Below are 25,749 nucleotides of genomic sequence, written 5' to 3' on the forward strand. Positions count from 1 at the left end.
GTCATGGAACAAGTAATGCAAAATGGTAAAAGCTCTGTATGGCAATTAGCCAGAGGATGGATCATTGGTATATTTGCCTCAGCATCTTTTGGATTGATTCCTTTCTTTACTCTTCCGGTTATGGAGATAGGTGTTTCTAAAGGTACTATTATTTTTTACCGTTTTCTTTTTTCTGCCCTTATTATTGGTTTATTGTCTTTCTTCAGGAAGAAAAATCTTAAAGTGCCGAAGAAAGCAATTCCCAGTGTATTCGCTCTTGCCATGATGTATGTTGGTTCAGCTATGTTTCTTTTCTGGGGATTTTACTACATGCCGTCCGGAGTAGCCACAGTGATACACTTTCTTTATCCTGTATTTTTAGTTCTTATCTTAGCTATATTCTACCGCCAGCGCATCTCGCCTATCTCTTTACTTGCCATTATCATGGCAATATTGGGCGTGTCATTTATTATGGATGTCTGGGGAGAGGGAAGTGGAGGTATAGAAACATTTGGTCTTATCATCGTAGCTCTATCTGCTCTTGCCTATGCGCTTTATATTGTAATAGTTCAACACTCCCCCACTAAAAGTGTTTCCGGTTCTGTGCTTACCTTTTGGGTGATGATCCTCGCAGCAGGAATGGTTTTGATTATAGAGAATCTTACCCAAGGCGGACTTGCTCACATTCCTCAGCTTGACGGATGGCTTAATATTGCAGGTTTGGCTCTCATTCCAACAGTGCTTTCCAATCTTGCTTTAGTTGTTGCCATACGCTCCATTGGTTCTACCGCTACTTCTGTGTTGGGAGCAATGGAGCCTCTGACTGCCGTGGCGGTCGGGATTATTGTGTTTGACGAACCGATTTATACTTTGACATTTTCCGGTATTCTGTTTATCCTCTGTGCCGTAACACTTATCATAACATCCGGAGTGATAGAACGCTCCTCTTTTTATGGGCGCATTGCGGGGCTGGTTAGAAAAAAGTGATTGCTTTACCTCCCTTACTTCTATTCTTCAAAGTATTTTATTTACAAAACAGTGCTGCTCAACAATCCTTTATTGGTTTCACAACCAATAAAAACTGTCAAGCAGCACCGATTATTCTTATTATTATCTGTTACAGAGACTATGTCAGGAGTAGAATAGGTATCACGCCTTTCCGCTGAGAAAATAGAGAATAGCTATTATTAGTAAGATCCCCAGTATGAAGAAGAATATCTTTATAAAGCTCTTGGGGTAGTTACCGGCTACTTCACCTGTCCTACCATTCACCACAAACTGATAGAGCTTGCCGTTGTACTTGAAAGCACTTATCCATAGAGGCAAAAGCATGAGCTTGAACATAACATTGCTATATTCCGTATCCATAGAATGGATTCGCTGACGATCGCCTCCGATGTCATTCCGAACCATTTGCTCAAGTTCTGCTTCCATCTTCATTTTTGCTTCCGATATACTTTCACGAAAATCTTGTTGGTATATCTCTGTGATAAATCCGGCAATGTATTCATGGCTATATGGCAGGCAGTTCTTAGTATCCCAATGAGTGAGATCATTCACCAAACTCTTGGGTAATGTATGAGATGCCGAGACCAATAGATCGTCAAAGCTATGGCTGACATCTCCGGAAGTATAGTACCAGTCTGTCACGGTTCTATGCCGTATGTTCCCTTTTTCATCTTTATCCTCCTCAGTCCTGTCTATGCCACGCTCTCCGGTATATTGGGTTTCGGTGTCGGCATCATAGCTCCAGAATGGGAGATAGATCCCCTTGAAAGAGTCGGTTGCCATGTCTCCTCTTTTGACCTTGTTGGGCAAAAACCAACGAGAACCTATCCATTTTCTGAAACTCTCTTGGCTTCTCTTTTCGGTGATGGAGAAGGGGAGGACATAGTTTGGAAGCCAAGTTGATTGAAGGCTTGCCTCACTCAATATAAGAGGAGTGCCGCAGAAGGCGCAACTCATACTGCTGGTGTTCGGAGGCATGGATGTCTTTGCTCCACACTGCTTACACCTCACCTGTCTTACTTTCAGAAGGCTTTCCGTTTCGGCACCTTTCTCCTTCTTTCCTTCATTGAAATGAGTCGTCCAATACTCAAAGTCATTTTCGACAATCTTTCCGGGAATCAGGTTTAAGGCTTGAGTAAAACTGCAGTTCAGACACTTGAGAGCTTGACTTTCGGGGTCGAAACGTGTGTAGCCTCCACATCCCTCACACTTTGTTTGTAAGGTATCATCAATCTCGATCTCTACCATATCCATCGTGTTTGATCATGAAGTCTTTCTATTGCACATCTTTACTCCTTAGGAAGTGGAGGAGGGGTTGCTCCGAAAAGTTCGTTCAGAACTGGGATGGAAGAAGCGGATGCCCAGTCCGACATTCCTGCTGTCCAGACCAGGCTATCAGGAGATAAAGATCCTGCTTCGCGCATCCGGATGAGTTCTTCTTTGGAGAAAGGTCCTTTCGGTTTACCATCCAGAGCCACATGATAGAGTACTGCTTCCGGTACAGGAGGAGGCATAGCTCCAGTTGCCTGACTGGAAGGCGAGGCTGATAAGCCTTGGCTTACTTGGTTAGCCATCTGAGATGCCATCGCAAAGCCCATTCCCATTCCCATTGCATCTCCTGCCGGAGATCCGCCATGTACTGCTCCTTTTTCGAGAGAGTTTGCAAACTGCATTTGGGTGTAAGCATTCATGTTTCCTATCACACCCATGCTTGTACGGCGATCAAGGGCTTGTTCGACGCTTTCGGGCAGAGATATGTTTTCGATGAGAAACTTTGTCAGATCCAAACCATAATCTGCGAAGTCCGCACAGAGTTTCTCGAAAAGGCTTTGAGAGAACTCATTGAGATTTGCGGCCAGATCAAGCGCAGCGATCTTGGATTCGCCCAGATAGTCGCTAAACTTTGTGATGACGAAGTTGCGCAGCTGTTCGCGGATACCTTCTGTTGTGAAGTGTTCGTTCGTTCCCAGCACTTTTCGGATGAAAGGTATCGGATCAGACTGGATGCGGATATTAAAAGAGCCGAAAGCCCGCAGCCTGATGGGACCAAATTCGGGGTCTCTCATCATGATAGGATTGGATGTTCCCCAGCGTTGGTTCAGAAACTCTTTTGTATTGACGAAGTAAACGTCCACTTTGAACGGTGAGTTGAAGCCGTATTTCCATCCCTTAAGAGTGGTCAGGATGGGCATGTTTTGAGTTGTAAGCTCATGTCTTCCCGGCTGGAATACGTCGGCAAACTGACCTTCATTCACCAGCACAGCCAACTGTGTCTCTCTAACGGTAAGCTGCGCCCCGTTTTTAATTTCGGCTTGATAGCGAGGAAATCGCCAGATCATTGTATCCGAGCTAGAGTCCGTCCACTCGATGATGTCAATAAATTCTTTGAAAACTTTCTCTTTGATTGCTCCAAATAGTGACATAATTGCAGAATAATATTTTGTTGAATTAAACCATTTTTTTGTTCGAAGAGGAGCAGAAACTTCTCCTTCCCCCTATGATCTGTCGTCTCTTCGTCTCATGACAAAGTAACGGAAAAAGGCAACAAAAATCAATAGTCTGAGATGAAATGTTTAGCCCCTATTTAGGACAAAATCCGGGTATGCTGTCCTGCAATCATGTCGTTGAATAGTGCGTTTGTTCCGAAACTTTAGGGGCTTTTCTTCTGCATCTTGGTGGCTTTACTTGGAGATCTTCTTTTTTCCTTCTGAAGACTTAGCCGTTTTGCTCTCGGATCCACTTGAGAAAAGTTTGATTACTATTGGTCTAAAACTTAGAAACTATTGACCCAAAAATAGTTTTTGGTCGGAAAAACTATTTTTACTTGTTAGTAAGAGAGTTTATTCTTCTCGTTGAAAGAGTCGTTGTTCCGGACTGTTTTTCCGTTACAGTCGCAGATAAAAGCAGATGTTCGGGAGAGAAGAGCCGACACGAGGCTTGGTCTTGAGGCAAAACAGAGTACCGAGATCTCGAAACAATGATGTGGAGCTCCTTTCTTCGGAGATGTTACGTTGTCGGGGGAAACAGGTATAAAAAAGACTCTTGTAAGGATGAAACAGCCTTTTGCAAGAGTCTTTAGAAGTGCCCGGAACGGGACTCGAACCCGTACAGCCGCAATGGCTAAAGGATTTTAAGTCCTTCGTGTCTACCAATTCCACCATCTGGGCGCCATAAATTTCAGGCACAAAGGTAAAAGAAAAAGTTTACCCGTGCAAGGCAGCCGCCGAGCAAGGCTTATCTTGCTCCCAACTGGCTGTCCAATGTCATAAGACCGGCAGGATTCTTATCTATCAGCTTGAGCTTGTTTATAATATCCACAACAGTCTCTTCCTCCTCTACTTGTTCGTCCACAAACGTGCGGAAGAAGTTTTCTGTGGCATAGTCCGTCTCCTTGATAGCAATGGTTACGATGTTGTTGATCGCTTTGGAAACGTTACATTCGTGCTCGTAGCTCTTTTCAAATGTGTGTAGGACGGACTTGAAGTCGGACTCCGGAGCTTCCACTCCTGCAAGGATGGGCGTCTCACCGCGCGAAAGGACGTATCTGATCATCGTAATGGCGTGCTGATACTCTTCATCGGCTTGCTTTGCAAACCATTTTGCAAAACCGGACCATCCCTCATTGGAAAGGTAGATGGACATGGAAAGATAGATATGGGAAGCATTAAGCTCCAGCTTGATCTGTTCGTCAATAGCTTGTTTAAGTGTCTTTGGAATCATAGTGTAACGATTTGTTTTAGTGTGAAAAACTATATAGTGATAAATACAAAATTATTGCTGTTTCTTTCCAGAAGAGTAGCGGCGAACTTCATCCACTAGTGCCGCCACGTGTTCTATCGGCGTCTCTCGGTCTATGCCGTGCCCTAAGTTGAAGATGTGAGGCGTATCGGCAGGAACCTGATCCAATATCTCTCTCGCTCTCGCCCTTATGGCTTCCGGATCACCAAGCAAAAGGAATGGATCCGAATTGCCCTGCAATGGCATCCGAGGCAAAGCCTCCGCAACGGAAGAGAGCTCGTGGCGCCAATCCACTCCTATAACGGATGCACCCGACTCCTTATAGAGCTTATACCACGCAAGAGGAGCATCTTTCGTGAAGCAGATAATGGGGGGAGCGGACTCACCCAATGCTTTTCGGACTCCTTCCATGACCTCCTGTGTGTATGCCAGGCTGAAAGTCTTGAACGACGGAGTGGAAAGTATCCCTCCCCATGTGTCGAAGATCTGTAAAACACTTGCTCCGGCACGCACCTGCCCAACAAGATAGGAGATAAGGGCTTGAGAGAGTACGCTCAATAGTCTGTGCAAAAGATCCGGACGGCTGTACATCATCCGTCTGGTCTGTATGAACCGTTTGCTTCCACTGCCCTCTATCATGTAGCAAGCAAGCGTAAAAGGACTGCCGCAAAAGCCTATCAGCGGTACTGCACCCTCGAGCCTTTTCTTTGTCTCCTTGATAGCTTCCATGACATAGGACAACTTCTCCATGGACAATGGACTATCAAACTCCAGCTGTTTGATATCTCTTTCCGTTCGGATAGGATGCTTGAACAGAGGACCTTGATTCTCCTCGAAGTAGAGACCGAGTCCCATGGCATCGGGAACGGTAAGAATATCGGAAAAGATAATAACGGCATCCAACGGAAAACGCCTTAACGGTTGAAGAGTAATCTCCGCAGCAATGTCGGGGCGTGTACACATGCCCATGAAAGAGCCTACTTCCTCCCGTATCTTCATGTACTCCGGAAGATAGCGTCCGGCTTGTCTCATCATCCATATCGGTGTATGAGTGATGGGGTAGCCCTGAATAGCATCTATGAGCGTATTATTGTGTGCTTTCATCTTTTGTGTTATAGTTTTGGAGAGTCTTTCTTTTATAGATTTTTACCGTGAAAGAAATCTTTCCGTGTCTTAAACACAAAGATAGGAAAATATTTTAACGAGTCAGACCATGCAATTGCTTGGAAATGCCTATATTCGCTATCCATAATTAAAGAATAATAAAAATGTAATCAATGGACAGATCTGTAGAACAACGTTATGACGCCCAAGATCTGGAAAAAGCTGTAAAGACGGTACTCGAAGGAGGTTTGATCCTCTATCCGACAGATACAATTTGGGGAATAGGCTGTGATGCGACGAATGATATAGCGGTATCTAAGGTTTTTGAACTAAAGAGGCGAGCAGACTCTAAGGCGCTCATTACACTTATGGAACACAGCGGATGGCTTGAAAGATATATGCCAGAGGTGCCCGAAATAGCGTATGATCTGGTAGAATTGGCGACAGAACCTCTTACCATTATCTATCCGAATGTTACGGGAGTAAGTGCTCTCTTGAAGGCTGAGGATGGAAGTGCCGGCATACGTATCCCTGATGATGCTTTCTGCAAAGCATTGTGCAACAAAATTAAACGCCCTCTTGTGTCTACTTCTGCAAATATCAGCGGAGAGAGTGCTCCTCGAAACTTTGAGGAGATAGGCGAGGAGATAAAGTCCGGAGTGGATTACGTGGTCAGCTTCAGGCAACAAGATCGCAAGCCTACTACGGCTTCCAAGATAATAAAACTCGATGTTGAAGGTTCTATAAAGATCATAAGAGGATAGATGAAACTGATAAAAGATATAGATTCGTTCTTTCTGAAGGTCTTACTTTGGCGGGAAAAGTATATCAAAGAAGGGCTGTTTATTCTTATTGTAGCATTCTTGATAGGTATTTGCAGCTCATTCGCTGCAGGTCTTCTTAAGACTATCATTCACGAGATTCAGGATTTTGTCATTTATACTACCGCCACTCAACGGCTCAACTTTTCTTATCTCATCTTTCCCGTTCTGGGAATATTGCTTTCCGGAATTTTTGTAAGGTACATTCTGAAGGATGATATAAGCCATGGCGTTACCAAGATTCTCTACGCTTTGAGTCAGAAGAAAAGTAGGATAAAACCGCACAATATGTGGTCTTCTCTTGTTGCTTCAAGTATGACAATTGGATTTGGAGGATCTGTCGGAGCCGAATCTCCAATCGTTCTGACAGGAGCCGCGATCGGTAGTAATATTGGTAGAGCTTTCCGGTTGGAGCAGCGAAATCTGATGTTGCTCGTCGGTTGTGGTGTTGCCGGAGCTGTTGCGGGTATTTTTAAGGCTCCTATCACCGGTTTGGTATTTGTGATAGAGGTTCTCATGTTGGATCTTACACTATCATCCGTACTGCCATTGCTTATCTCCTCTGTTACTGCAGCAACGCTCTCTTACGTAGCCTTCGGAACAGAACCTATGTTTGGGTTTTCTCACTCGGAGATGTTTACACTTGAGCGTATTCCGTTTGTGATATGTTTGGGGGTGATGTGTGGTTTGGTCTCTCTTTACTTTACGAAGATTTCTTTTTCTCTTGAGACACGTTTAAAAAAGATACCAAGCTATTGGGTACGCTATGCTTTGTGTGCTTCGATATTGAGTGCTCTTATCTTTCTTATACCAACACTGTATGGAGAAGGATACCTCACTATCAATGCTCTTATTAATGGTCATCCGAATTCTATATTGAAGAATACCATCTTTGCCAATATGGATAATCTCTTTTGGGTGTTACCGATATTTGTTGTTCTGAGTATTTTGATGAAAGTATTCGCAACTGTAACTACCAATTCCGGAGGTGGGTGTGGGGGAGTATTTGCACCAAGTCTTTTCTTAGGATGCTTGACAGGATTCCTTTTTGCATACTTACTCAACTACGCTCCATTTGCTCCATATCTTCCGACAAAAAACTTTGCTCTTATGGGCATGGCAGGGGTGATGGCTGGTATAATGCATGCACCTCTGACAGGAGTATTCCTTATTGCCGAACTTACCGGCGGGTATGATCTGTTTCTACCTCTGATGGTGGTCTCTATAAGTTCGTATGCTACCAATAAGATATTCCTTCCACATAATATCTACTCTCTTCGTTTAGCAGAGAAAGGTAAACTGCTGACTCACAGGAAAGATCAAGCTATCCTTACACTTCTACATGTGGAGAACGTAATAGAAACGGATTTTAGTGAGCTTAGGCCGGATATGACCTTAGGCGAGATGGTACAAGTCTTTGGAGAGAGTAAAAGAAACCTTTTTCCGGTACTTACAGAGGGCAGAAAGTTGGTTGGGATAGTATTGCTGGATAATATTAGGAACATCATGTTTCGCCCAGAACTATACGACAGATTTCTGGTGCAGAAGTTTATGGTATCACCTCCGGCGAGGGTAAATGTTAGCTTGACTATGGAAGAGGTGATGCACCAATTTGATGACACAGGGGCTTGGAACTTGCCTGTATTGGATGAAAAAGGTTGTTATTTGGGATTTGTCTCCAAGTCTAAAATATTTAATAGTTACAGAGATCTTCTAATAACCAATTTTGACGGATAATAAAATGTCTGAAAACAATAAACAAAGATCGATAGTATTCTTTGGAACACCGGAGTTTGCTGCTCATATTTTAGACTATCTTGTATCTGAGAAATACAACATAGCCGGAGTGGTAACTGTTCCTGATAGACCTGCCGGAAGAGGACACAAGATGCAACCATCAGCTGTGAAAGTTGTGGCAGAGTCTAATAATCTCCCCCTGTTGCAACCGGAAAGCCTTAAAGATTTGAAGTTTGTATCTTCTTTGCAGGCATGGAGAGCAGAGATATTTGTCGTAGTAGCATTCAGGATGCTTCCTAAGATTGTTTGGAATATGCCAGCCCTGGGGACTTTTAATCTTCATGCAAGCTTATTACCTGCGTACAGAGGAGCAGCACCGATCAATAGAGCTATCCAGAATGGAGAAACACGTACCGGAATTACCACATTTTTATTAGATGAAGAAATAGATACCGGACGAATATTGTTGCAAGAAGAGGTGAATATAGAGCCTGTAGATAATGCGGGTTCTCTACACAACAAACTGATGAATAGGGGGAAATTCTTGGTAGCAAAAACCATAGATGGGCTGTTTGATGGCACTATTTCAGATGGTATTCCACAAGATCCGATAGCTGCAGCACAAGCTCCATTCGCTCCGAAGATTTTTAAGGAAGATCAGCTCCTCTCGTTTACACAATCTAATGCAGAATCCCTCTTGCTTACTATAAGGGCCATGTCTCCCTATCCTGCTGCTTTAGCTGAGTGTGAAGATGAAGAAGGGAACTCTTTACAGTTTAAGGTGTATGATGCGAAAATTGGAGATCATGTCTCTAATTCTGCTCCAGGAATATGTGAGACAGATGGAAAGAGTTTTTTGAGAGTAATTGCTGCGGACGGAAAGTCTGTGGAACTTCTTGAACTTCAACCTCCAAGTAAGAAAAGAATGACGATTCAAGCGTTTTTGAATGGGGCAAGAAAGAATCTTCTTTTGAAATTTAGATAATGGCATTTTTCTCTTAATCTTTTTTGTAGAATCAATAAAAATGGCTTTATTTGCAGTGATATCGCCTTTATAGAGCGAGACGAATTTAGAGAAAGAATAATAAACATACTATATAAAGTAACAGCATTATGGGCATACTGAAATACTTAGGCATCATTATTGAACTTATCGGTGCCGCAATTTTGATCTTTGTTGGTCTTAGAGGAAATATCCAAAGCAATACTCTTTTGGTTGTGGGGTTAATTGCTGTGGTCGGTGGTTTCCTTTTCCACATCATTGCTAATAAGTATCTTGTTCCAATGAGAGAAAAATAAGAGACTTTGTACCTTCTTGTTATAAAAAGAATAGAAGCTGTCCAGATGATCATTTGGACAGCTTTTCTTTTATAGAACAATCCCAACGGATAACAACCTTGAAAAAGAACAGATATTATACAATAGTATGGTCCGTCGGATTGCTTGCTAAGGATTGAACATCGTGGTGGATATGAAGATCTCTATCCACACAGAAAATCGTTCGCACTAATTTTTGAACACTTCCAACATCATGAGAGATCACTATAATGGCGGTCTCTTTGTTTATTTCGGGAAGAAGAGAGTAGAGATGACCCTCAAAACGTTTATCTACATACGTATTAGGTTCATCTAATATAAGCAGAGCTGGAGAAGACACCAATGCGCGAGCAAGAAGTATGCGTTGGAGTTGTCCTCCGGATAGTTTTCCTATGTGAGCATCTTTGTAGTCGATCATGTGTACTCTTTTGAGCATATCTTCCACTTTCTGCCGAATATTATAGATGTCTTTTATACCTTTGTTCCAGCTTTTTACCAATCCACTACTCACTACATCATAGACAGATATGGGAAACTGTTTGTCTATGCTACTTTGTTGCGGAAGATAACCAATTCCAAATGTCGGAAATAGGGTGCCCTCTTCTCCATAAAGAACTTTTCCGGAGAAAGGCTTTATCATTCCTAATAGTACTTTTATCAAAGTTGTCTTTCCCCCACCATTGGGGCCAATAATACCTATAAAATCGTTAGAAGAGATTTCAAACGATACTCTTGGAAGAATGATATCCCCATCATATCCGGCTACAATATCTATAGCTTTTATTAGTAAAGGCATTAGTTGAATATCGCTTTTGCTGTAGCTAATAGCTCCTTATCCCATTCTTCGGATAGCGGATTTATGGTGTGAGTAGGAAGAGATAAAGACTTGGCAATAGCTTCCACGGAGCTGCTTGAAAACTCTTTTTGAAGCAATACAGCTCTTGCGTCTTGGTCTTTTGCCTCCTTTAATATCTTCTCTATATGCTTGGGAGTAGGCTCTTTGCCTTCGTGTTCCACTGCTATTTGAGAGAGTCCCCATTCCCCCGAAAAGAAAGAGAGAGAGGGATGAAAGATTACAAATGAGCGAGTTGAAGAGTTTGATTTTAGTAGTTCTATCTCTTTTTCCAATAAATCCATTTCATGGATAAGCTGATCATAGTTCTTTTCCAATAAATCTTTATGCTTAGGAAAAATAGCTTGGAATGTTTCAAACATCCCTTTTGCTATTGCACGTCCTCCAAGAATAGAAGACCAATAATGAGGATCTCCCATGCTTGAGTGGACATGCCCCGGATGAGAACAAATATGATCTGACCCATATGCTTCCATAATTTCTTTAGGAACATAGTTTGAAAGATCTACACTCTTTATTCCATTCTCATTGATGGTATTGACCAAAGTTTTCTCCATAAGCAAACTTCCCATGTAAAAGAATACCTTACATGATGATAAGGAGAGAAGGGTATTGGGTGTAGGATCAAAGGACTCAGGGTTTGCTCCAGGAGGAACCAATACTCTTACGTTGGCGATGTCTCCTAACAGTTTTTCTGCAAAGAATCTCTGTGGAGAAATACTTACCACAATTTCTGGCTTAGAATCTGTCTTATCATTAGATGTACAAGAGAGACAAGATAAGATCAGAATGACCCCAAGAGTGTGCTGAAAGATCTTAGAGACGATAAGTTTTTGCATTAACATCTACGGAGTCTGTCCTTGTAGGAGTTTTGGAACTTTTATTTTCTTCCGGAGAAGAGATAATAAGTTTTGAAGAATTGTCTATGTCGTTCTTATTAACCTTATCAGAGCTTAATAATGCTTCGGATGAGTTTAGCAGCTTTAGGTCTATGCTGTCTGTTTTAAACGTACCTGCAAGTAGTTCGGAGGCTCTTAGTACTGACGCTTTAAGATATTTGGAACTCCCTTCTAAGGATGCCTCAGATGCATCTGCCAATTTAAGATGGAAAATATTTACATCTCCTGAAAAGAGCAGAGTTGATGCATCTTGAGTTACTACTGTAAGGGTATCAATATTACCCTGCAATGAGAAACTTCCGGCTTTATTGATTTCTGCATTAAGTTTGGAAAGCCACTTTTCACCAATTGAAAATTTTGCCGATGCAGCTTTGTCTAAACTAATGCCCGTGAAGTTCATCTTTCGGGATTTTATTTTTATATAGATTTGTTCATTGTCAGAATCATGTCTATAGTCCACAATCCTTAAAACTTTTCTGTTGTCTTGTTTAGAGATCTTGAATAAAATATCTTCTTCCGAGAGGTCTTGATCTACTATTTCATATATGGAGCGTTTAACCTCCTTATCGTAGATGAAGTCCAATAGAATATTTCCTTCAATTTCTACTGCATCAAAGTCCTCTAACTCTCCTCTTTCCGGAATTTCTTTTTTATTCCTATCTTCAGAAGTATGTACAACAATCCTTTCATTGTAAGATGCACTACGATTAAACGTGCATTTGGCAATCATCAACGCTACGGCACAGCACAGAAGTGCCAATACCGTTGTCATTCTCTTGCTTTCTCGCATATTCTCTGGAATTACTTCTGATTAAACTTTGAAAATCCACTTGTCTCTCCACGTCGAATTTCTGGAACTTTTTCGCTTGCATTGGTTAATAAAGAGCTACCATAAACACCATAATAGAGTTCTCCAGTGACATTGGTTGTGGCAGAACTTGCTCCTGAAACTTCAACCTTACCTATTTTAGTAAGCAGCTTTTTCAAATTTGCAGATGAAGCTCCCGATATTTCTATATCTAACAAGCGCGTATGCCCTGATATATCAATATTAGAAGCTCCGGATAATTCACAGTCAATTTTGTCAAAGTTCCCGGATATCTTTGCCATTGATGCCCCAGAAAGTTCAACGTCTAACTCCCTGACATCCGCAGAACAACCAAAAGATGATGCTCCGGAAAGTTCTATCGCGAGTTTGTCTATGTTTGAGGATTGACTCGAGTTGACAAGAATCGTAGATGCCCCTTGTAGAGAAAAACCTCGTAGAACAGATAGATCTGTTACATATAGTATAAATTCTATTCTGCTGTTTTTTGTGAAGGGAAGTTTCTTAGGACCTATAACTTTTACTTTCCCATTATCTACTCGTATTTCGGTTCCTTTCGCGTATTTAGAATCGGAAATAAGTTCTAAATAGTTTTTATTAGACTGCTTAACAGTTATTTTAACGACTCTTTCTGCTTCTACAAATTTAGGAGACTCAGGTAGGTCATACTGCCTATTGTCATTCTTATTGAAGTCTTGTGCATAGGCGAATCCGGCTAAGAGAGTCGCAAGTATTACCACAAAAGAAAAGATGCTTTTACTGTTCATTGTGCTAAGATATTTTATGGTTTGTATTTTGTTTGTTCAAATATAATTTGAGGACAGCCATATACGAATGCTAATTTAGCAATTTCTATTGTAATGGAGATCATTTAGACCAATCGTCTGTAATAAAAACAAAAGCAATATCGCTATGGTTGAGCGGTATTGCCTTTGTTTTCTTTTGCTGTCCGGACAGAAGATCAATACTCATCCTCGTTAAAGAAAAAATCTTCTTTACTGGGATAGTCTGCCCAAATATCTTCAATAGAGTCATATATCTCACCTTCTTCTTCTATTTCTTGTAAGTTTTCTATGACTTCCATAGGAGCTCCGGATCGCTGAGCGTAGTCTATAAGTTCATCCTTGCTTGCAGGCCATGGTGCATCTTCTAATTTTGATGCAAGTTCTAGTGTCCAGTACATAGTGATTTAGTTGTCGTTATAGGTTCTTTTAATTATTCTTTCTCCGAAGAAAACTTAATCCGCCTTCCGGAGCAAACTTGGCGCAAAGTAAAACATTTTTTCTCAAAAACCAATTCTTGTGTGTGTTTTCTTCTATTTTGTATAGGAGAAGGCTTTTTCTGATTGTTTTCTTACGCTTTCAAAGGAGTTTGACAATTCATTTCTGAGAGTCTGATTTTATCGTAAAATAGAAGCTGTTAGCTGATTTATCTCTACATCGTTTTTGTTATCTTTGCACAATATTTAAGTAGTAAAAATCAGAGTATGGAATATAACTTTTCGACCATAGAAAAAAAGTGGCAAGACTACTGGTCAAAAAACTTAACGTATAAGATTGTTGAAGACACATCTCGTCCGAAGTTTTACATATTGGATATGTTTCCATATCCTTCCGGAGCCGGGTTACATGTGGGGCACCCATTAGGATATATTGCATCAGACATATATGCAAGATACAAGACACATAAAGGGTTTAATGTTTTGCATCCTATGGGCTTTGATGCGTATGGCTTACCGGCAGAACAGTATGCCATTCAAACAGGGCAGCACCCTGAAGTAACGACCTATAAAAATATTGACAGATACAAAGAGCAGCTCGCCAAGATCGGCTTCGGTTATGATTGGGATAGAGAGATTCGCACTTCTGAGCCCCGATATTACAAGTGGACTCAGTGGGCATTTTTGAAGATGTTTGGCTCTTATTACGATAACACACAAAATAAAGCTCTTCCCATAGAACAACTTGTGTTTCACTTTGAGCATAAGGGTACGGAGGGGCTCAATGTTGCTTGCTCTGATGAAACTCATTTTACTGCAGAGGAATGGAAAGGGAAAAGTGAGAAAGAGCAGCAAGAGATCTTGATGAACTATCGGATAGCATACCTTGGAGAAACGATGGTAAATTGGTGTGCTGCTTTAGGTACGGTTCTTGCCAACGATGAAGTCAGCGAAGGTCTCTCTGTTCGCGGAGGACATCCGGTAGAACAACGCAAGATGAAGCAGTGGTGCCTGCGTATTTCTGCTTATGCAGACAGGCTTTTAAGCGGCTTGGAAGGTTTGAACTGGACAGAATCGCTTAAAGAAACACAGCGCAACTGGATTGGTAAAAGTGAAGGGGCAGAGATAAAGTTTCATATAGCAGATTCCGATGCTGTTATCACTGTGTTTACCACAAGAGCAGATACTTTGTTTGGAGTCTCCTTCATGGTACTGGCTCCCGAAAGCGAATATGTGAGTGTCATCACTTCCTCCGAGTATAGGGAAGAAGTGGAAGCTTATCTGGATGCGACGAAAAAGAAAACTGAGCGTGAGCGTATTTCTGATCGTCGAGTGACCGGTGTATTTACGGGAGGTTATGCCATCCATCCTATTACAAAGCAGCCAATTCCCATCTGGATTAGCGATTATGTCCTTTCCGGATATGGAACCGGTGCAATCATGGCTGTTCCTGCTCATGATAGTAGAGACTTTGCCTTTGCTCACCACTTTGGCTTGCCTATACTTCCGGTTGTAAAACCTCTGGACGGAGAACTTTTGCCGGTAGAGGAGTGGAAAGATAGCTTGGACAGTAAAGAGGGAGTCATGATAAACTCTGATTTTCTTAATGGACTGTCGGTAAGAGATGCTATTGCCGAGATGAAGAATTATATCCACGACCATGACTTGGGACGAGTTAAAACCAATTTCCGTCTTCGTGATGCCATATTCAGTCGTCAGAGATATTGGGGAGAGCCTTTTCCTATCTATTACAAAGAGGGAATGCCTTATCCTCTACCGGAAGAGCAACTTCCACTTGAATTGCCGGAGGTAGATAAGTTTCTTCCAACAGAATCAGGAGAGCCTCCTCTCGGTCGAGCAAAGGACTGGAAGACCCAAGACGGCTATCCCTTAGAGCTCTCAACGATGCCCGGATTTGCCGGATCTTCTGCGTACTATTTGAGGTATATGGATCCTCATAATCCGGAGGCTTTGGTTGACAAGCAAAAGAACGAATATTGGAAGAATGTAGATCTCTATATCGGAGGGACGGAACATGCCACCGGACACCTTATATATAGTCGTTTTTGGAATAAGTTCTTGTTTGATTTAGGCATCATTTGTGAAGATGAACCCTTCAAGAAACTTATTAACCAAGGAATGATACAAGGACGATCCAATTTTGTTTATAGAATCAAGGAGACCAATACGTTTGTCTCTCTTGGTTTGAAAGATCAGTATGATACTACTGCAATACATGTCGATGTAAATATTGTTCATAACGATCGTTTAGACTTGGATGCATTCAAAAGATGGATGCCGGAGTTTGCAACAGCAGAGTTTATCCTCGAAGATGGAGAGTATATCTGTGGTTACGCAGTAGAAAAGATGAGTAAGAGTCTCTTCAATGTAGTCAATCCTGATGATATTGTTGCACAATATGGAGCGGATACGCTCAGACTATACGAAATGTTTTTAGGTCCGTTGGAGCAATCTAAGCCTTGGGATACTAAGGGTATAGATGGTGTTCATCGTTTCTTGAGAAAGTTCGTCGGACTATACGATAATATCACGGATGAAAAACCTTCTTCGGAAGAGTATAAAATCTTGCACACTCTTATCAAGAAGTTAGGGCAGGGAATCGAGTCTTTCTCTTTTAATACCTGCGTCAGTGCCTTTATGATCTGCGTTAATGAGTTGCAAGCCGGTCGTTGCAGTAAGAGACAGATTTTAGAGCCTCTTACGATTTTACTTTCTCCTTTTGCCCCACACTTGGCAGAAGAGTTGTGGCAGTATCTCGGACATGAAAAGACTATTACTCAAGAGCCTTTCCCGGCGTTGGAAGAGCAATACCTGGTTGAAGCCGAGATAAATTATCCTGTGTCTTTCAATGGCAAGGTGCGTTTCCAACTCCCTCTCCCTGCAGATATGGGTAAGAATGAAGTGGAGAAAGTTGCTTTATCACATCCGGACACAACCAAATGGCTTTCGGGAGCTACTCCTAAAAAAGTGATAGTTGTTCCTGGAAAGATTATAAACATAGTACATTAAACACAAAAACATAACCATTCTCTAATAGTTTAGAAATCATGGGAAAGATCTCAAAAAAACTCTATGCAATCTCCGACTATGTTGTCATTTTCATCGGGCTTTTAGTTTACTCTTTTGGTTGGACGGCATTCATCCTTTCGCACGACATCACCTCCGGAGGTCTTGCGGGTATTGCAACACTCATTGGTCGTACTCTGGACATTGCTGTGGCTTGGCCGTATAACATTATCAACGGTATTCTTATAGTAATAGCTCTTGTTGTTTTAGGATGGCAGTTTTCTCTAAAGACACTCTTTAGTGTTGTTGCATTGTTCTTTATAATCCCTCCTTTTGAAAGCTTTTTCAAAACACCGCTACTTGCCGATCAGCCTTTTATGGCAGTGGTTATAGGATCTATTCTTTGCGGTATCGGTTTGGGAATAGTGTTCACCGTAAATGGCTCTACCGGAGGTACAGACATTATAGCAGCAATCATCAATAAATATAAGCCAATGTCCATCGGAACCGGACTTATGATCATTGACGTATTTATTATTGGTGCTTCTTATTTTGTCTTCAGAAACCCCGACCTCTTAGTGTTCTCTGTTGTAGAAGTGATGTTGGTCAACTTTACTTTGGACTTCGTGCTGAATGGTTACAGACAGAGCATGCAGTTTTTCATTTTCTCCGAGAAGACCAAAGAGATTAGTGAAGCCATCATGGAGGAGACCGGACGCGGAGGAACATATCTTTATGGCGAAGGAGCTTATTCCGGTAACGAAGCAAGGGTTTTGATGGTTGTGGCAAGACGTAGCGAAAGTTCCACAATCTTTAGGATTGTAAAGGAGCGAGACCAGAAAGCGTTTATCACTCAAAGCCTTGTCAAGGGTGTTTACGGAGAGGGATTTGATCCGATCAAAACTTCTTCCAAGAAAAAAAAAATGGCATAAAGTCGTAGAAAACCTTATTTTCTGGGGATAACAACCTTATGGAGGCAATATTTGCAACGCATAATAACCACAAGCTTCATGAAGTGGCTCAGATGTTACCATTCTGGCTTCATCTTCGTAGCTTGAACGACATAGGACTTACCGAAGAGATCATCGAAGATGGTAGCAGTTTGGAAGAAAACGCTCTTATCAAAGCTCGTTACGTCTTTTCAAAGAACCCTTCTGTGGATATGGCATTTGCCGACGATACCGGATTGGAAGTGGATGCACTTAACGGAGCTCCGGGCATATACAGCGCGAGATATGCGGGAGAGCACTGCTCTTTCAAGGATAATGTAGACAAACTTCTCCGTGAACTCCAAGACTTTCAAGAGCCGGAGCTGAGACGAGCCAGATTTCGTACCGTCATTGCACTTATCTTGCACGGAGGAGAGGAGCACCTTTTCAGTGGGGTAGTAGAAGGTGTTATTGCTACTGACCCAAGAGGTATAGATGGCTTTGGTTATGATCCCATATTTATTCCGGATGGTTTCGGAGAGAGCTTTTCAGAGATGCCATTGGCATTGAAGAACAGCATCAGCCACAGAGGAAAGGCATTTCGTAATATGAAACAGTTCTTAGAAACCCACACAGATGAAGAGAAACGATAAGATCAAGATAGAATTTTGGGGAGATCTCAACTGCCCTTTCTGCTACATCGGAGATGTTGTTCTCAAGCGTACAATCGAAGCTATGGGATATATGGATAGGGTTGAAGTGGCTTATCGGGCTTGTCGTTTATACCCTCACTTTACTCCTGAAGAGCAGTATCATTTCCGTTCTCAACTTGATGAATCTGACGAAACAGCGAAAGAACAGATCGACAAGAAAATCGGAGTCCTGAAGCATCTGGCAGACAAGTATGGCTTAAAGTACGGAATGGATGATGCTGTCGTCTCCAATACGTCCGAAGCTCTTGCTTTGCTTCTGTGGGTATCGGATCGTTTCAGTGGAGATATTCACACTCTTTTTGCCTTGAAAGAGGCTCTTGGCAGAGCATTCTTTTCGGAAGGTAAAGTATTATCCGATAGGGTAGTGCTTCTTTCTGCAGCTGAAGAAGCCGGACTGGATAGAGTCGAAGCGAAGCAGATTTTGGACAACGGTGTCTATCTTGAGACCTTGGAGAGAGACCAAAAAGAGTCTGAGACCAAATGCCCTCGTTTCATACCGACCATATACATTGGAGATACAAGATTGGAAGGTGTCCTGAAAGCCGAACAGATCGAAAGGGCACTATTAGAACAATAGCCTATTGACGACATTACTTATAAGAGACGGAAATAGATGATTCTATTTCCGTCTCTTTCTTATTGTACATATTTAGGGGAATGCTTTGTCGTTTGAATAGGGAGAAAAGGGAATCTCACCCTTTTATTGTATCTCCCTTGTCTTTAGAGATGATAAATTTGGCAGAAAGATTCGATGAAGGAATCAAGAAAGGTGCTTAGCATTTAGGCTTGGCATTGTAGAGGTACATCTTACAAGCCTTGCAGTCGGTACGGATCCGCATTCGGACGGTCCCATCGGTGCTTTCGAGGTAGAGAGGTTCGGAGAGAGTGGAGGAGGGAGATTGGCGGATAGGACATTTACCAAGACTGTACTTGATGCAGTGTCGTGTCTCCATGAGAGGAGCTTCGGGGGCTGGTGAACTCTCGAATGCTTCAGCCTCTACGGCTACGTGGTGGTCGGAGTAGAATGTTTTGGCTTGGGCATTAAAGACGTTGGCACGGAAGTCTACTTTCTTTTCGGGATAAGCTAAGAGCGTCTTCCGCTTTATCGTGCGATATGGTTTCGTATAAGATCTTTTTATTTCCCGAAGAAGATGTTGGGAGAGATCATTTTTGAGATTTTGGAGTAGAGAACGAGGTACAAATATACCTTTAAGACCGTCTGTGTCAATGTCTGACGGAGTAAAGATGGTTTCGCCCCATCTTGAAAGGATATCTATCTGACCTGCAGAGTCATCACGCTTTGCCGGTTCCGGTTTGAATGGTATGCTGTCCCTTACTCTCTTCTCTCCACAGATAGCCTCTATGGAAAGTTCACCATCTTGAGCAGTGGCGCAGATGGATATGGGGAGCTTTCTTTCCGCCGTCTTCTGTTGCAACTCTTTCTGATAGCGGACATCGAGACTGCGGTAAATCTCCATTCCGAGAGAGAGTTTTTTCAGATCGGACGGTGTGGATGGAAATATCTTAAAGCCCTCCACTTTATTTGCCCGTATTCCGGAGGTGCCTCCATCGGGGAGAAAGAATGTGAGTCCGTCTCCATTGTTCAGAGCAGTAGTACCGGTGATGGAGAACCATTGCGGTGTAATCTTCTCTACTTTGCCGATGAGCGCCCCGATAGACTTAGGCGTTGCAAAAGATGATAGCTCGTCTTCTCCTCGCCCTCTTGCCATATAGGTGGTGAATCTTCTGTTGAACGACTTTGAAAGATCCGGAGTAAAGAAGTGCGTAACCTCCCCCTCCGAACTCCTGCACAGATCCTCCCTACAAGAGATAATCCGCTCCAACTCCTGGTGATAGTACGCAGTTACACTCTTGAGATAGGTGAGATCTTTCAGTCTGCCCTCTATCTTGAATGACGAGATACCTGCATCTATCATCTGTTCCAGCAGAGAACTTCTGTTGAGGTCTTTGATGGAGAGAAGATGACGGTTGGACACAATCGTGCGTCCATTGGCATCTATCAGATTGAATGCCATTCGGCACACTTGCGAACACTCTCCTCTGTTTGCACTTCTCCCATGAAAGGCTTGAGCGGCATAGCACACTCCGCTGTAAGAGACGCACAAAGCTCCGTGGATGAATGCTTCGAGGCGAACATCGGGAGCGGTCTTTGCGATTGTGGCAATATCGGAAAGATTCAGTTCACGAGGTATCACGATCTGCTCCATGCCGAGATCCGCATAAAATCTTACCTTCTCAGGCGTGCGCAGATCCATCTGTGTGCTCGCATGGAGCGGAATGGGCGGAAGGTCCGAAGCCAGCAATCCGACATCCTGAATAATGATGGCATCGATATCCGACTCGTATAACATCCGGGTGAGATCCACGGCGAGGGGCAGCTCTTTATCCGTCAGAATCGTATTGAGAGCGACATACACTTTCGCTCCATACAGGTGTGCAAAAGCTGCAAGTTCTGCAATATCCTCTATGCTATTGCCTGCCGATGCTCTAGCTCCAAACGCCGGAGCTCCTATGTAAACGGCATCCGCACCATGCAGTATCGCTTCCTGTCCGTAGGTTTTATTCTTTGCAGGAGCAAGAAGTTCAATGCTTCGCACCGTGATCGAGCTTGTGTCCGTATGCAAGGTCTCCGGCATCACCAAGTCCTGGCACGATATAAGAGTGGCTGTTGATGGTGTCGTCAAGAGCCGCAACCCATACACTTACCTCTTCCGGCAGATGTTCTTCCAAGTATTTAAGTGCCGGCTTGCTCGCTATAACGGATGCAATGTGTACGCTCTTGGGCTTCCCAAAACGCTGGAGAGCTTCGTAGGCAATCTCCATAGAGCTTCCGGTGGCAAGCATCGGGTCTATAATGATGAGTGTCTTATCTGTAAGATCGGGAGTGGTAAGATAACCCATGTGGATATCGAAATGCTCTTCGTCGATGTACTTTCTGTATGCCGATACAAAAGCATTCTCGGCTCTGTCGAAATAGTTCAAGAATCCGTGGTGCATCGGAAGTCCTGCACGAAGGATGGTAGCAAGTACCACTTTATCTTCTTCCAGTTCGGTAGGAGCGATGCCCAGCGGTGTCTGTATATCTTTTACTTTGTAGTCCAATGTCTTGCTTATCTCATACGCCATGATCTCACCTATCCGCTCTATGTTGCGACGGAATCTCATCGAGTCGTTTTGTATGTTCACATTTCGGAGTTCAGCCACAAAGCGGTGTAGCAGCGAGTTCTCTTCTGCCAGATTAAAAGTTTTCATCTTATATATATGTATTCTGTTTTTATGACTCTTTTAGGAAGCAATCTTTTGTCGGAAGAGTAGAGGTTGTCATTGATAATTGCGTCTGAACAGCTCGTACTTCTCTACAACGTTTGTCACATAGTTTGCTGTTTCACGTCCTCTAAGGTATCCGTTCTTGCAGACAGGGTCGTTGTAGTATTCCGGGTTCGACTTCAAAAGGATATATTTCCTCACTCCACTATCCCAAGAGTGTTTATCTTCATTGTATTTTTCTGCCAACCTTTGGGCATCGACCACGTGTCCGTGTCCTGCATTATACGCTGCCAGAACGATTTTGACGCGCTCTGCCGGATCTTCTATATTTCGAAATATTTTGTCTAAAGCCAGAAGCAGAGAGACGGCAATGCGTACCGAAACATGAGGATCCGTAAGTTCGCCAACGGATGCACCATAGGCTCTTCCTGTTCTTGGCATAATTCCCATAAGACCGGTAGCACCCGACCATGCTTTTACTTCCGGACGGAATCTGGACTCATGGAATGCTATCGCAGCAAGATACTGCCAATCCCAACCGAGTCTCTTCGCTTCCTCCTTGAATATATCATCGAAAGGGGAGAGGTTGCCCGGCTTTGTGATGTATGTTGTACCGGTTTTGCTCTCATCCTCTGCCAGCCATCTGTTTTCCTCGAAATATCTGTAAACCATTTGTCGCTCTTTGGAGACGAACTCATGTTCCGTTACGAAAAGATTGATACTGTCTTGAAGAGCTTTATTGCCCTTGGCTGTGTACCACGATGTCGGGATTGGAAAGCTGAGACGAGTAGAGGTATTCAACCCTCGTATATAGGTTTTGTTAAGACCGGCAGTGCGTTCGTCCGTTGCCGTGAAGCGTATGGAGTCTTTGGCAACGAGCATCATCAGCTCCTCTATCTGTATGGAGTCTCCCTGTACGGGCACTATCTCTACTCCTCCACCTATCTCTCTGTTCATGTTGTGCAGACGAAGCTCTTCGGGTGTGTGCGGTAGGATGTGTATGGTTTCTCCTGCAAGCTCATACGGTTGCTTGATAAGGCTGTCTGTCTGCTTTTGTACCAGAACGATGCTATAACTCTCTTTCTCTCCGCAAAAGTCCACACGTTCTCTCGCTTTTGCCGTCATACCGTAAGGAGCAATGGACAGATCTATCTCTCCTCTCTCTATCCAAGTGAAAAGGGAGTCTGAAGAGGGAGCAAGATGCAGCTCTATGTTCAGATCGTGCTTGGTGGCAAAGGCTACGATTTTCTCATATTCCGGTCCCAACTCTTCTCCTTTGTAGAGAAAGTAAACCAGCGGAGACGATATGGCTCCAACCCTTATGGTATCGGAACTTTTGATCTCATCCCAAGAGCGATAGGGTGGAGGCTCTTCTTTGGAAAGGTTACAGGATTGAATGAATGGCAATAGAGACAGAGCTGCAAAAAAAAAGAGCTTCTTCCCACAATATTCCAGACTTGTGGCAAGTGCTCTCAGCCGATCCGAAACGTCTCTATACTGGTTCTTCCGAAATATATTCATCCGATTCGTTTTTGCTCCATTGGTACAAAGGTAGTAATGTTTTTTGAGTTATGTCTTATTGTACTTCTCTTTTCTTAAAGTTTGACCCCATTTTTGGGGAGGTTGTTTTTATATATTCCATCCCCAAAAATGTTCACTTTTTTCGGTCTCTCTATTTTGATCGGAGGGGGCGTTTTCAGAGCACGACCGAACTGTTAAATTCGGGCTGTTTTATTAACACAAATTCCGATACTTGTTAAGCCAAAACAGTAAACGAGCATATTCTTTCGGCTTAACGTGTTTAATTTTTCAATGAACACGTTTAGTGATTTCATTAAACACGTTTACCGGATTTGGTTAAAGTGTTTAGCCAAAATGATTATAATTCTGATTATTAGCGTATTAGCTATTTTCTTCTCTTTTTGCCCTCTTTTTCCGGATTTTTGTCGTTAGGTTTTGTTTGCACCAAAGTGGTTTGTTTTTCAACTTTATTAACGCGAAAACAGCCCATGAAATCGTCCAAGGAGAAAAAGATTCTCAAATTTGAGAAAATTTGTATGCTATTGTAGGTGAGTGTTTTGGTTGCTATTTAGAGAAAAATAGAGTTATAAGAGAGCCGGAGAGTGTCGAAACAGACGAGCCGGTAGAGGCTTCCGTTTTTATATAAAACATACCGCCTAAAGCCCCATTTTATTCCCCGAAAAGGATGAGAAAAAAGAGCTTCTGAAGGGTGGCGAAAAAGCTGTCAAGGAGATGTGATAACGTTAAATTCGGGTTCGGTTGTCCAGATTATAAATCTTTGTTTAACTTTGTGCCCATAATCGCGCACAGGACACGAGAAACCACTGAAAGACGTGTCTTGATGTGTGAAAGACGAAGAAGTATATAAGAAGCTAAGCTTCATTTTTAGGACATAGGTAGAAAAATATTATGAATGGAAAGACAGTGGTCACCGGTGTTATCGGTGCGGATGCCCATGCAGTAGGGAATAAGATTATTGCTTTTGCTTTAGAGCAAGCGGGCTACAAGGTTGTTAACCTCGGTGTTATGGTCTCACAGGAAGAGTATATAGAGGCTGCCATAGAAACGGCGGCAGATGCTATTATTGTCTCTTCTCTTTATGGTCATGGTGAAATAGACTGTAATGGTCTTCGTGAAAAGTGTGATGAAGCCGGTTTGAAAGGTATTCCTCTCCTTGCCGGTGGCAATCTTGTGGTAGGTAAACAGGAGTTCGCAGACGTTAAGGAGCGTTTCGAGAAGATGGGCTTCAATTGTGTTTATCCTCCCGGAACTCCAATAGAAACTACAATAGCAGATCTTGATAAAATATTGGGAGTAACTCGTTAAAGTAATGAGGTACCTTACTGCGGACTTTGGAAGTACCTACACCAAACTTACCGCAATAGATGGTAATTCCCGTAAAATTGTAGGTACGGCTGCTGCATTTACAACAATCGAAACTCATATCGGAGATGGCTTTCGGGATGCGCTTCTTGCGCTTGAACAGAACATAGGAGAGCCATGGCTGTATGACGAATTGGTTTGTTGCAGTTCTGCCGCGGGCGGACTCAAGATGGTAGCTCTTGGTTTAGTGCCGGAGCTGACATCGAAAGCTGCACGCATGGCTGCTTCAAGCGCAGGGGCAAAGGTGGTTAAGACCTATGCTTACGAGATTTCAAAGGCAGAACAGCATGAGATAGCAACCATCGCTCCGGATTTGATCCTGCTTTGTGGAGGAACAGACGGAGGAAATAAGGAGGTTATACTCGCCAATGCTCGTCGTTTGATAGGGATTCCCGGAGACTTCTCTATTATAGTGGCAGGAAACAAGACAGCATCTTACGAACTGGAAGAGATTCTCTCTGCCGGGAATAAGTCTTTTGTCATCACCGAAAATGTGATGCCGGAGTTCAACAGACTCAATATAGAGCCTGCAAAGCGTTGTATAATGGAGCTTTTTATCTCTAAGATCATAGAGGCTAAGGGGCTTACATCCATACAAGAGATGTCTCGCTTTAAGATCGTGCCTACGCCTTATGCCGTTTTGAATGCCTGCAATCTATTGAGCTTGGGTACGAAACAGACATCGGGAATAGGGGATCTGATGGCGATAGATCTCGGCGGAGCCACTACCGATGTTTATTCGATAGCAAAGGGAGAGCCTACAATGGAGAGCATCATGCTGAAAGGCATTCCCGAACCTTACAGCAAACGTTCCGTGGAGGGAGATTTGGGGATGAGATATAGCTTGATTCCGCTCTTGGAGCAAGCAGACTCCTACAAACTTGCTTTGGAAGCAGAAGTGGAGGAGACAGAGCTGGTGCATTGGGTAAAAAGCTGTACGGACACACCGGATACTCTTGCCTCAAACGAGAGAGAAGTACGAATGGAAGAGGTATTGGCAAGAGCTGCCGTGAGGATTGCCATGGAGCGTCATTGCGGAACACTTGCAAAGGTTTATACGCCTATGGGTGAGCTTTTTACTCTTAATGGTAAAGACCTTACTCAAGTCCCGTTTGTGCTGGGTATCGGAGGAGCTATCCTCAATAGTCCGAACCCTAAAGAGGTGCTGAAAGGAGCATTGTACGACCCGATGAGATACGAGAGTGCCAAGCCGAAAAAGCCTGCATTCCTTTTGGACAAGAGGTACATCATGGCTTCTATGGGGCTTCTGAGCAGTGCAGATCCCGAACTGGCTCTCGAACTGATGAAGAAAGAGGTAGTAACCTTATGATATAATAGAAGACCTTATTCCTGTACGACTGCTTAGAGGAATGAGGTCTTTGTGCCT

General features: G+C 43.0%; 23 protein-coding genes and 1 tRNA gene. 11 read left to right on the forward strand and 13 right to left on the reverse strand.

The features are described 5' to 3' along the window. The first annotated feature begins 3 nt into the window (after window positions 1-3). Window positions 4-966 (forward strand): DMT family transporter, encoded by a 963-nt coding sequence (locus HQ39_RS00195; RefSeq protein WP_052079257.1) that lies wholly within the window; start codon window positions 4-6, stop codon window positions 964-966. Between the two features lie 162 nt (window positions 967-1,128). Here the strand turns inward: HQ39_RS00195 and HQ39_RS00200 are convergent, their stop codons facing one another. The 5 genes from HQ39_RS00200 to hemE form a co-directional block, all read right to left on the reverse strand. Beyond that, window positions 1,129-2,235 (reverse strand): hypothetical protein, encoded by a 1,107-nt coding sequence (locus tag HQ39_RS00200; protein WP_052079326.1) that lies wholly within the window; start codon window positions 2,233-2,235, stop codon window positions 1,129-1,131. A 41-nt stretch (window positions 2,236-2,276) separates the two neighbouring features. Further along, window positions 2,277-3,410 carry an SPFH domain-containing protein gene (locus tag HQ39_RS00205; RefSeq protein WP_036862569.1) on the reverse strand — a complete coding sequence of 378 codons (1,134 nt, stop codon included), beginning with the start codon at window positions 3,408-3,410 and terminating at the stop codon, window positions 2,277-2,279. A 659-nt stretch (window positions 3,411-4,069) separates the two neighbouring features. Beyond that, window positions 4,070-4,154, reverse strand: a tRNA-Leu gene (locus HQ39_RS00215). Between the two features lie 67 nt (window positions 4,155-4,221). Then, window positions 4,222-4,707, reverse strand: coding sequence for a ferritin (locus HQ39_RS00220; RefSeq protein WP_036862574.1), 486 nt, complete (start codon window positions 4,705-4,707; stop codon window positions 4,222-4,224). A gap of 51 nt (window positions 4,708-4,758) precedes the next feature. Next, the gene (gene hemE / locus HQ39_RS00225) at window positions 4,759-5,829 is read right to left on the reverse strand and encodes a uroporphyrinogen decarboxylase (RefSeq protein WP_036862576.1); all 1,071 of its coding nucleotides are present in this window, start codon (window positions 5,827-5,829) and stop codon (window positions 4,759-4,761) included. 173 nt (window positions 5,830-6,002) lie between these two features. On the opposite strand from hemE, the gene HQ39_RS00230 reads away from it, so the two are divergent. The 4 genes from HQ39_RS00230 to HQ39_RS00245 all read left to right on the forward strand — a co-directional run bounded on the left by HQ39_RS00230 (window position 6,003) and on the right by HQ39_RS00245 (window position 9,686). Then, window positions 6,003-6,593 carry an L-threonylcarbamoyladenylate synthase gene (locus HQ39_RS00230; RefSeq protein WP_036862579.1) on the forward strand — a complete coding sequence of 197 codons (591 nt, stop codon included), beginning with the start codon at window positions 6,003-6,005 and terminating at the stop codon, window positions 6,591-6,593. Next, window positions 6,594-8,387: a chloride channel protein gene (locus tag HQ39_RS00235; RefSeq protein ID WP_036862582.1), complete on the forward strand. Its 1,794-nt coding sequence runs from the start codon at window positions 6,594-6,596 to the stop codon at window positions 8,385-8,387. It abuts the gene before it with no gap. A 4-nt stretch (window positions 8,388-8,391) separates the two neighbouring features. After that, the gene (fmt, locus tag HQ39_RS00240; RefSeq protein ID WP_036862588.1) at window positions 8,392-9,372 is read left to right on the forward strand and encodes a methionyl-tRNA formyltransferase; all 981 of its coding nucleotides are present in this window, start codon (window positions 8,392-8,394) and stop codon (window positions 9,370-9,372) included. A gap of 128 nt (window positions 9,373-9,500) precedes the next feature. Then, entirely contained in the window at window positions 9,501-9,686 is a 186-nt protein-coding gene (locus tag HQ39_RS00245; RefSeq protein WP_036788723.1) for a hypothetical protein, read from the forward strand. Window positions 9,687-9,801: 115 nt separating this feature from the next. Here the strand turns inward: HQ39_RS00245 and HQ39_RS00250 are convergent, their stop codons facing one another. The 5 genes from HQ39_RS00250 to HQ39_RS00270 form a co-directional block, all read right to left on the reverse strand. Next, a complete protein-coding gene (locus tag HQ39_RS00250; RefSeq protein ID WP_052079259.1) occupies window positions 9,802-10,500 on the reverse strand; it encodes a metal ABC transporter ATP-binding protein in 699 nt (232 codons plus the stop codon). Next, complete coding sequence (locus tag HQ39_RS00255) at window positions 10,500-11,402, reverse strand: metal ABC transporter solute-binding protein, Zn/Mn family (RefSeq protein WP_081965334.1); 903 nt, start codon at window positions 11,400-11,402, stop codon at window positions 10,500-10,502. Before HQ39_RS00255 ends, HQ39_RS00250 begins: the two co-directional genes overlap by 1 nt. Then, window positions 11,374-12,228 (reverse strand): hypothetical protein, encoded by an 855-nt coding sequence (locus tag HQ39_RS00260; RefSeq protein WP_152565462.1) that lies wholly within the window; start codon window positions 12,226-12,228, stop codon window positions 11,374-11,376. Before HQ39_RS00260 ends, HQ39_RS00255 begins: the two co-directional genes overlap by 29 nt. 29 nt (window positions 12,229-12,257) lie before the next feature. Beyond that, a complete protein-coding gene (locus HQ39_RS00265; RefSeq protein ID WP_036862595.1) occupies window positions 12,258-13,049 on the reverse strand; it encodes a GIN domain-containing protein in 792 nt (263 codons plus the stop codon). A gap of 194 nt (window positions 13,050-13,243) precedes the next feature. Continuing rightward, window positions 13,244-13,465 carry a DUF2795 domain-containing protein gene (locus HQ39_RS00270; RefSeq protein ID WP_036862598.1) on the reverse strand — a complete coding sequence of 74 codons (222 nt, stop codon included), beginning with the start codon at window positions 13,463-13,465 and terminating at the stop codon, window positions 13,244-13,246. 303 nt (window positions 13,466-13,768) lie between these two features. Between HQ39_RS00270 and leuS the strand changes: the two genes are divergently transcribed. Genes leuS through HQ39_RS00290 form a run of 4 tightly spaced genes read left to right on the forward strand, consistent with a single transcriptional unit; the run spans window position 13,769 to window position 18,747 of the window. Continuing rightward, entirely contained in the window at window positions 13,769-16,531 is a 2,763-nt protein-coding gene (gene leuS / locus HQ39_RS00275) for a leucine--tRNA ligase (RefSeq protein ID WP_036862600.1), read from the forward strand. A 38-nt stretch (window positions 16,532-16,569) separates the two neighbouring features. Further along, complete coding sequence (locus HQ39_RS00280; protein ID WP_036788739.1) at window positions 16,570-17,460, forward strand: YitT family protein; 891 nt, start codon at window positions 16,570-16,572, stop codon at window positions 17,458-17,460. A gap of 38 nt (window positions 17,461-17,498) precedes the next feature. Beyond that, window positions 17,499-18,110, forward strand: a complete 612-nt coding sequence (gene rdgB, locus HQ39_RS00285) for an RdgB/HAM1 family non-canonical purine NTP pyrophosphatase (RefSeq protein WP_036862602.1) — start codon at window positions 17,499-17,501, stop codon at window positions 18,108-18,110. Continuing rightward, window positions 18,094-18,747: a DsbA family protein gene (locus tag HQ39_RS00290; protein WP_036862604.1), complete on the forward strand. Its 654-nt coding sequence runs from the start codon at window positions 18,094-18,096 to the stop codon at window positions 18,745-18,747. The genes rdgB and HQ39_RS00290 overlap by 17 nt, the downstream gene beginning before the upstream one ends. A gap of 196 nt (window positions 18,748-18,943) precedes the next feature. On the opposite strand, the gene HQ39_RS00295 is transcribed toward HQ39_RS00290, so the two are convergent. The 3 genes from HQ39_RS00295 to HQ39_RS00305 all read right to left on the reverse strand — a co-directional run bounded on the left by HQ39_RS00295 (window position 18,944) and on the right by HQ39_RS00305 (window position 22,979). Then, window positions 18,944-20,788, reverse strand: a complete 1,845-nt coding sequence (locus tag HQ39_RS00295) for a peptidase U32 family protein (protein WP_160216091.1) — start codon at window positions 20,786-20,788, stop codon at window positions 18,944-18,946. Further along, on the reverse strand, window positions 20,775-21,443 hold the full coding sequence (gene upp, locus HQ39_RS00300) for a uracil phosphoribosyltransferase (protein ID WP_036862607.1): 669 nt from the start codon (window positions 21,441-21,443) through the stop codon (window positions 20,775-20,777). Before upp ends, HQ39_RS00295 begins: the two co-directional genes overlap by 14 nt. 69 nt (window positions 21,444-21,512) lie before the next feature. After that, window positions 21,513-22,979 (reverse strand): transglycosylase SLT domain-containing protein, encoded by a 1,467-nt coding sequence (locus HQ39_RS00305; protein ID WP_052079263.1) that lies wholly within the window; start codon window positions 22,977-22,979, stop codon window positions 21,513-21,515. A 909-nt stretch (window positions 22,980-23,888) separates the two neighbouring features. On the opposite strand from HQ39_RS00305, the gene glmS reads away from it, so the two are divergent. Together glmS and glmL are read left to right on the forward strand one after the other, a co-directional pair. Then, complete coding sequence (gene glmS, locus HQ39_RS00310) at window positions 23,889-24,305, forward strand: methylaspartate mutase subunit S (RefSeq protein ID WP_036788752.1); 417 nt, start codon at window positions 23,889-23,891, stop codon at window positions 24,303-24,305. A 4-nt stretch (window positions 24,306-24,309) separates the two neighbouring features. Continuing rightward, window positions 24,310-25,692 carry a methylaspartate mutase accessory protein GlmL gene (gene glmL, locus HQ39_RS00315; RefSeq protein WP_036862608.1) on the forward strand — a complete coding sequence of 461 codons (1,383 nt, stop codon included), beginning with the start codon at window positions 24,310-24,312 and terminating at the stop codon, window positions 25,690-25,692. Window positions 25,693-25,749: the final 57 nt, after the last annotated feature.

Source organism: Porphyromonas sp. COT-108 OH2963 (assembly GCF_000768895.1).
Classification (GTDB): domain Bacteria; phylum Bacteroidota; class Bacteroidia; order Bacteroidales; family Porphyromonadaceae; genus Porphyromonas_A; species Porphyromonas_A canoris.

What these genes read in the sequence shown, in the direction of transcription:
- HQ39_RS00195 (WP_052079257.1), top strand. Translation starts at nt 4, where the DNA reads ATGGAACAAGTAATGCAAAATGGTAAAAGCTCTGTATGGCAATTAGCC.
- HQ39_RS00200 (WP_052079326.1), bottom strand. Translation starts at nt 2,235, where the DNA reads ATGGTAGAGATCGAGATTGATGATACCTTACAAACAAAGTGTGAGGGA.
- HQ39_RS00205 (WP_036862569.1), bottom strand. Translation starts at nt 3,410, where the DNA reads ATGTCACTATTTGGAGCAATCAAAGAGAAAGTTTTCAAAGAATTTATT.
- HQ39_RS00220 (WP_036862574.1), bottom strand. Translation starts at nt 4,707, where the DNA reads ATGATTCCAAAGACACTTAAACAAGCTATTGACGAACAGATCAAGCTG.
- hemE (WP_036862576.1), bottom strand. Translation starts at nt 5,829, where the DNA reads ATGAAAGCACACAATAATACGCTCATAGATGCTATTCAGGGCTACCCC.
- HQ39_RS00230 (WP_036862579.1), top strand. Translation starts at nt 6,003, where the DNA reads ATGGACAGATCTGTAGAACAACGTTATGACGCCCAAGATCTGGAAAAA.
- HQ39_RS00235 (WP_036862582.1), top strand. Translation starts at nt 6,594, where the DNA reads ATGAAACTGATAAAAGATATAGATTCGTTCTTTCTGAAGGTCTTACTT.
- fmt (WP_036862588.1), top strand. Translation starts at nt 8,392, where the DNA reads ATGTCTGAAAACAATAAACAAAGATCGATAGTATTCTTTGGAACACCG.
- HQ39_RS00245 (WP_036788723.1), top strand. Translation starts at nt 9,501, where the DNA reads ATGGGCATACTGAAATACTTAGGCATCATTATTGAACTTATCGGTGCC.
- HQ39_RS00250 (WP_052079259.1), bottom strand. Translation starts at nt 10,500, where the DNA reads ATGCCTTTACTAATAAAAGCTATAGATATTGTAGCCGGATATGATGGG.
- HQ39_RS00255 (WP_081965334.1), bottom strand. Translation starts at nt 11,402, where the DNA reads ATGTTAATGCAAAAACTTATCGTCTCTAAGATCTTTCAGCACACTCTT.
- HQ39_RS00260 (WP_152565462.1), bottom strand. Translation starts at nt 12,228, where the DNA reads ATGACAACGGTATTGGCACTTCTGTGCTGTGCCGTAGCGTTGATGATT.
- HQ39_RS00265 (WP_036862595.1), bottom strand. Translation starts at nt 13,049, where the DNA reads ATGAACAGTAAAAGCATCTTTTCTTTTGTGGTAATACTTGCGACTCTC.
- HQ39_RS00270 (WP_036862598.1), bottom strand. Translation starts at nt 13,465, where the DNA reads ATGTACTGGACACTAGAACTTGCATCAAAATTAGAAGATGCACCATGG.
- leuS (WP_036862600.1), top strand. Translation starts at nt 13,769, where the DNA reads ATGGAATATAACTTTTCGACCATAGAAAAAAAGTGGCAAGACTACTGG.
- HQ39_RS00280 (WP_036788739.1), top strand. Translation starts at nt 16,570, where the DNA reads ATGGGAAAGATCTCAAAAAAACTCTATGCAATCTCCGACTATGTTGTC.
- rdgB (WP_036862602.1), top strand. Translation starts at nt 17,499, where the DNA reads ATGGAGGCAATATTTGCAACGCATAATAACCACAAGCTTCATGAAGTG.
- HQ39_RS00290 (WP_036862604.1), top strand. Translation starts at nt 18,094, where the DNA reads ATGAAGAGAAACGATAAGATCAAGATAGAATTTTGGGGAGATCTCAAC.
- upp (WP_036862607.1), bottom strand. Translation starts at nt 21,443, where the DNA reads ATGAAAACTTTTAATCTGGCAGAAGAGAACTCGCTGCTACACCGCTTT.
- HQ39_RS00305 (WP_052079263.1), bottom strand. Translation starts at nt 22,979, where the DNA reads ATGAATATATTTCGGAAGAACCAGTATAGAGACGTTTCGGATCGGCTG.
- glmS (WP_036788752.1), top strand. Translation starts at nt 23,889, where the DNA reads ATGAATGGAAAGACAGTGGTCACCGGTGTTATCGGTGCGGATGCCCAT.
- glmL (WP_036862608.1), top strand. Translation starts at nt 24,310, where the DNA reads ATGAGGTACCTTACTGCGGACTTTGGAAGTACCTACACCAAACTTACC.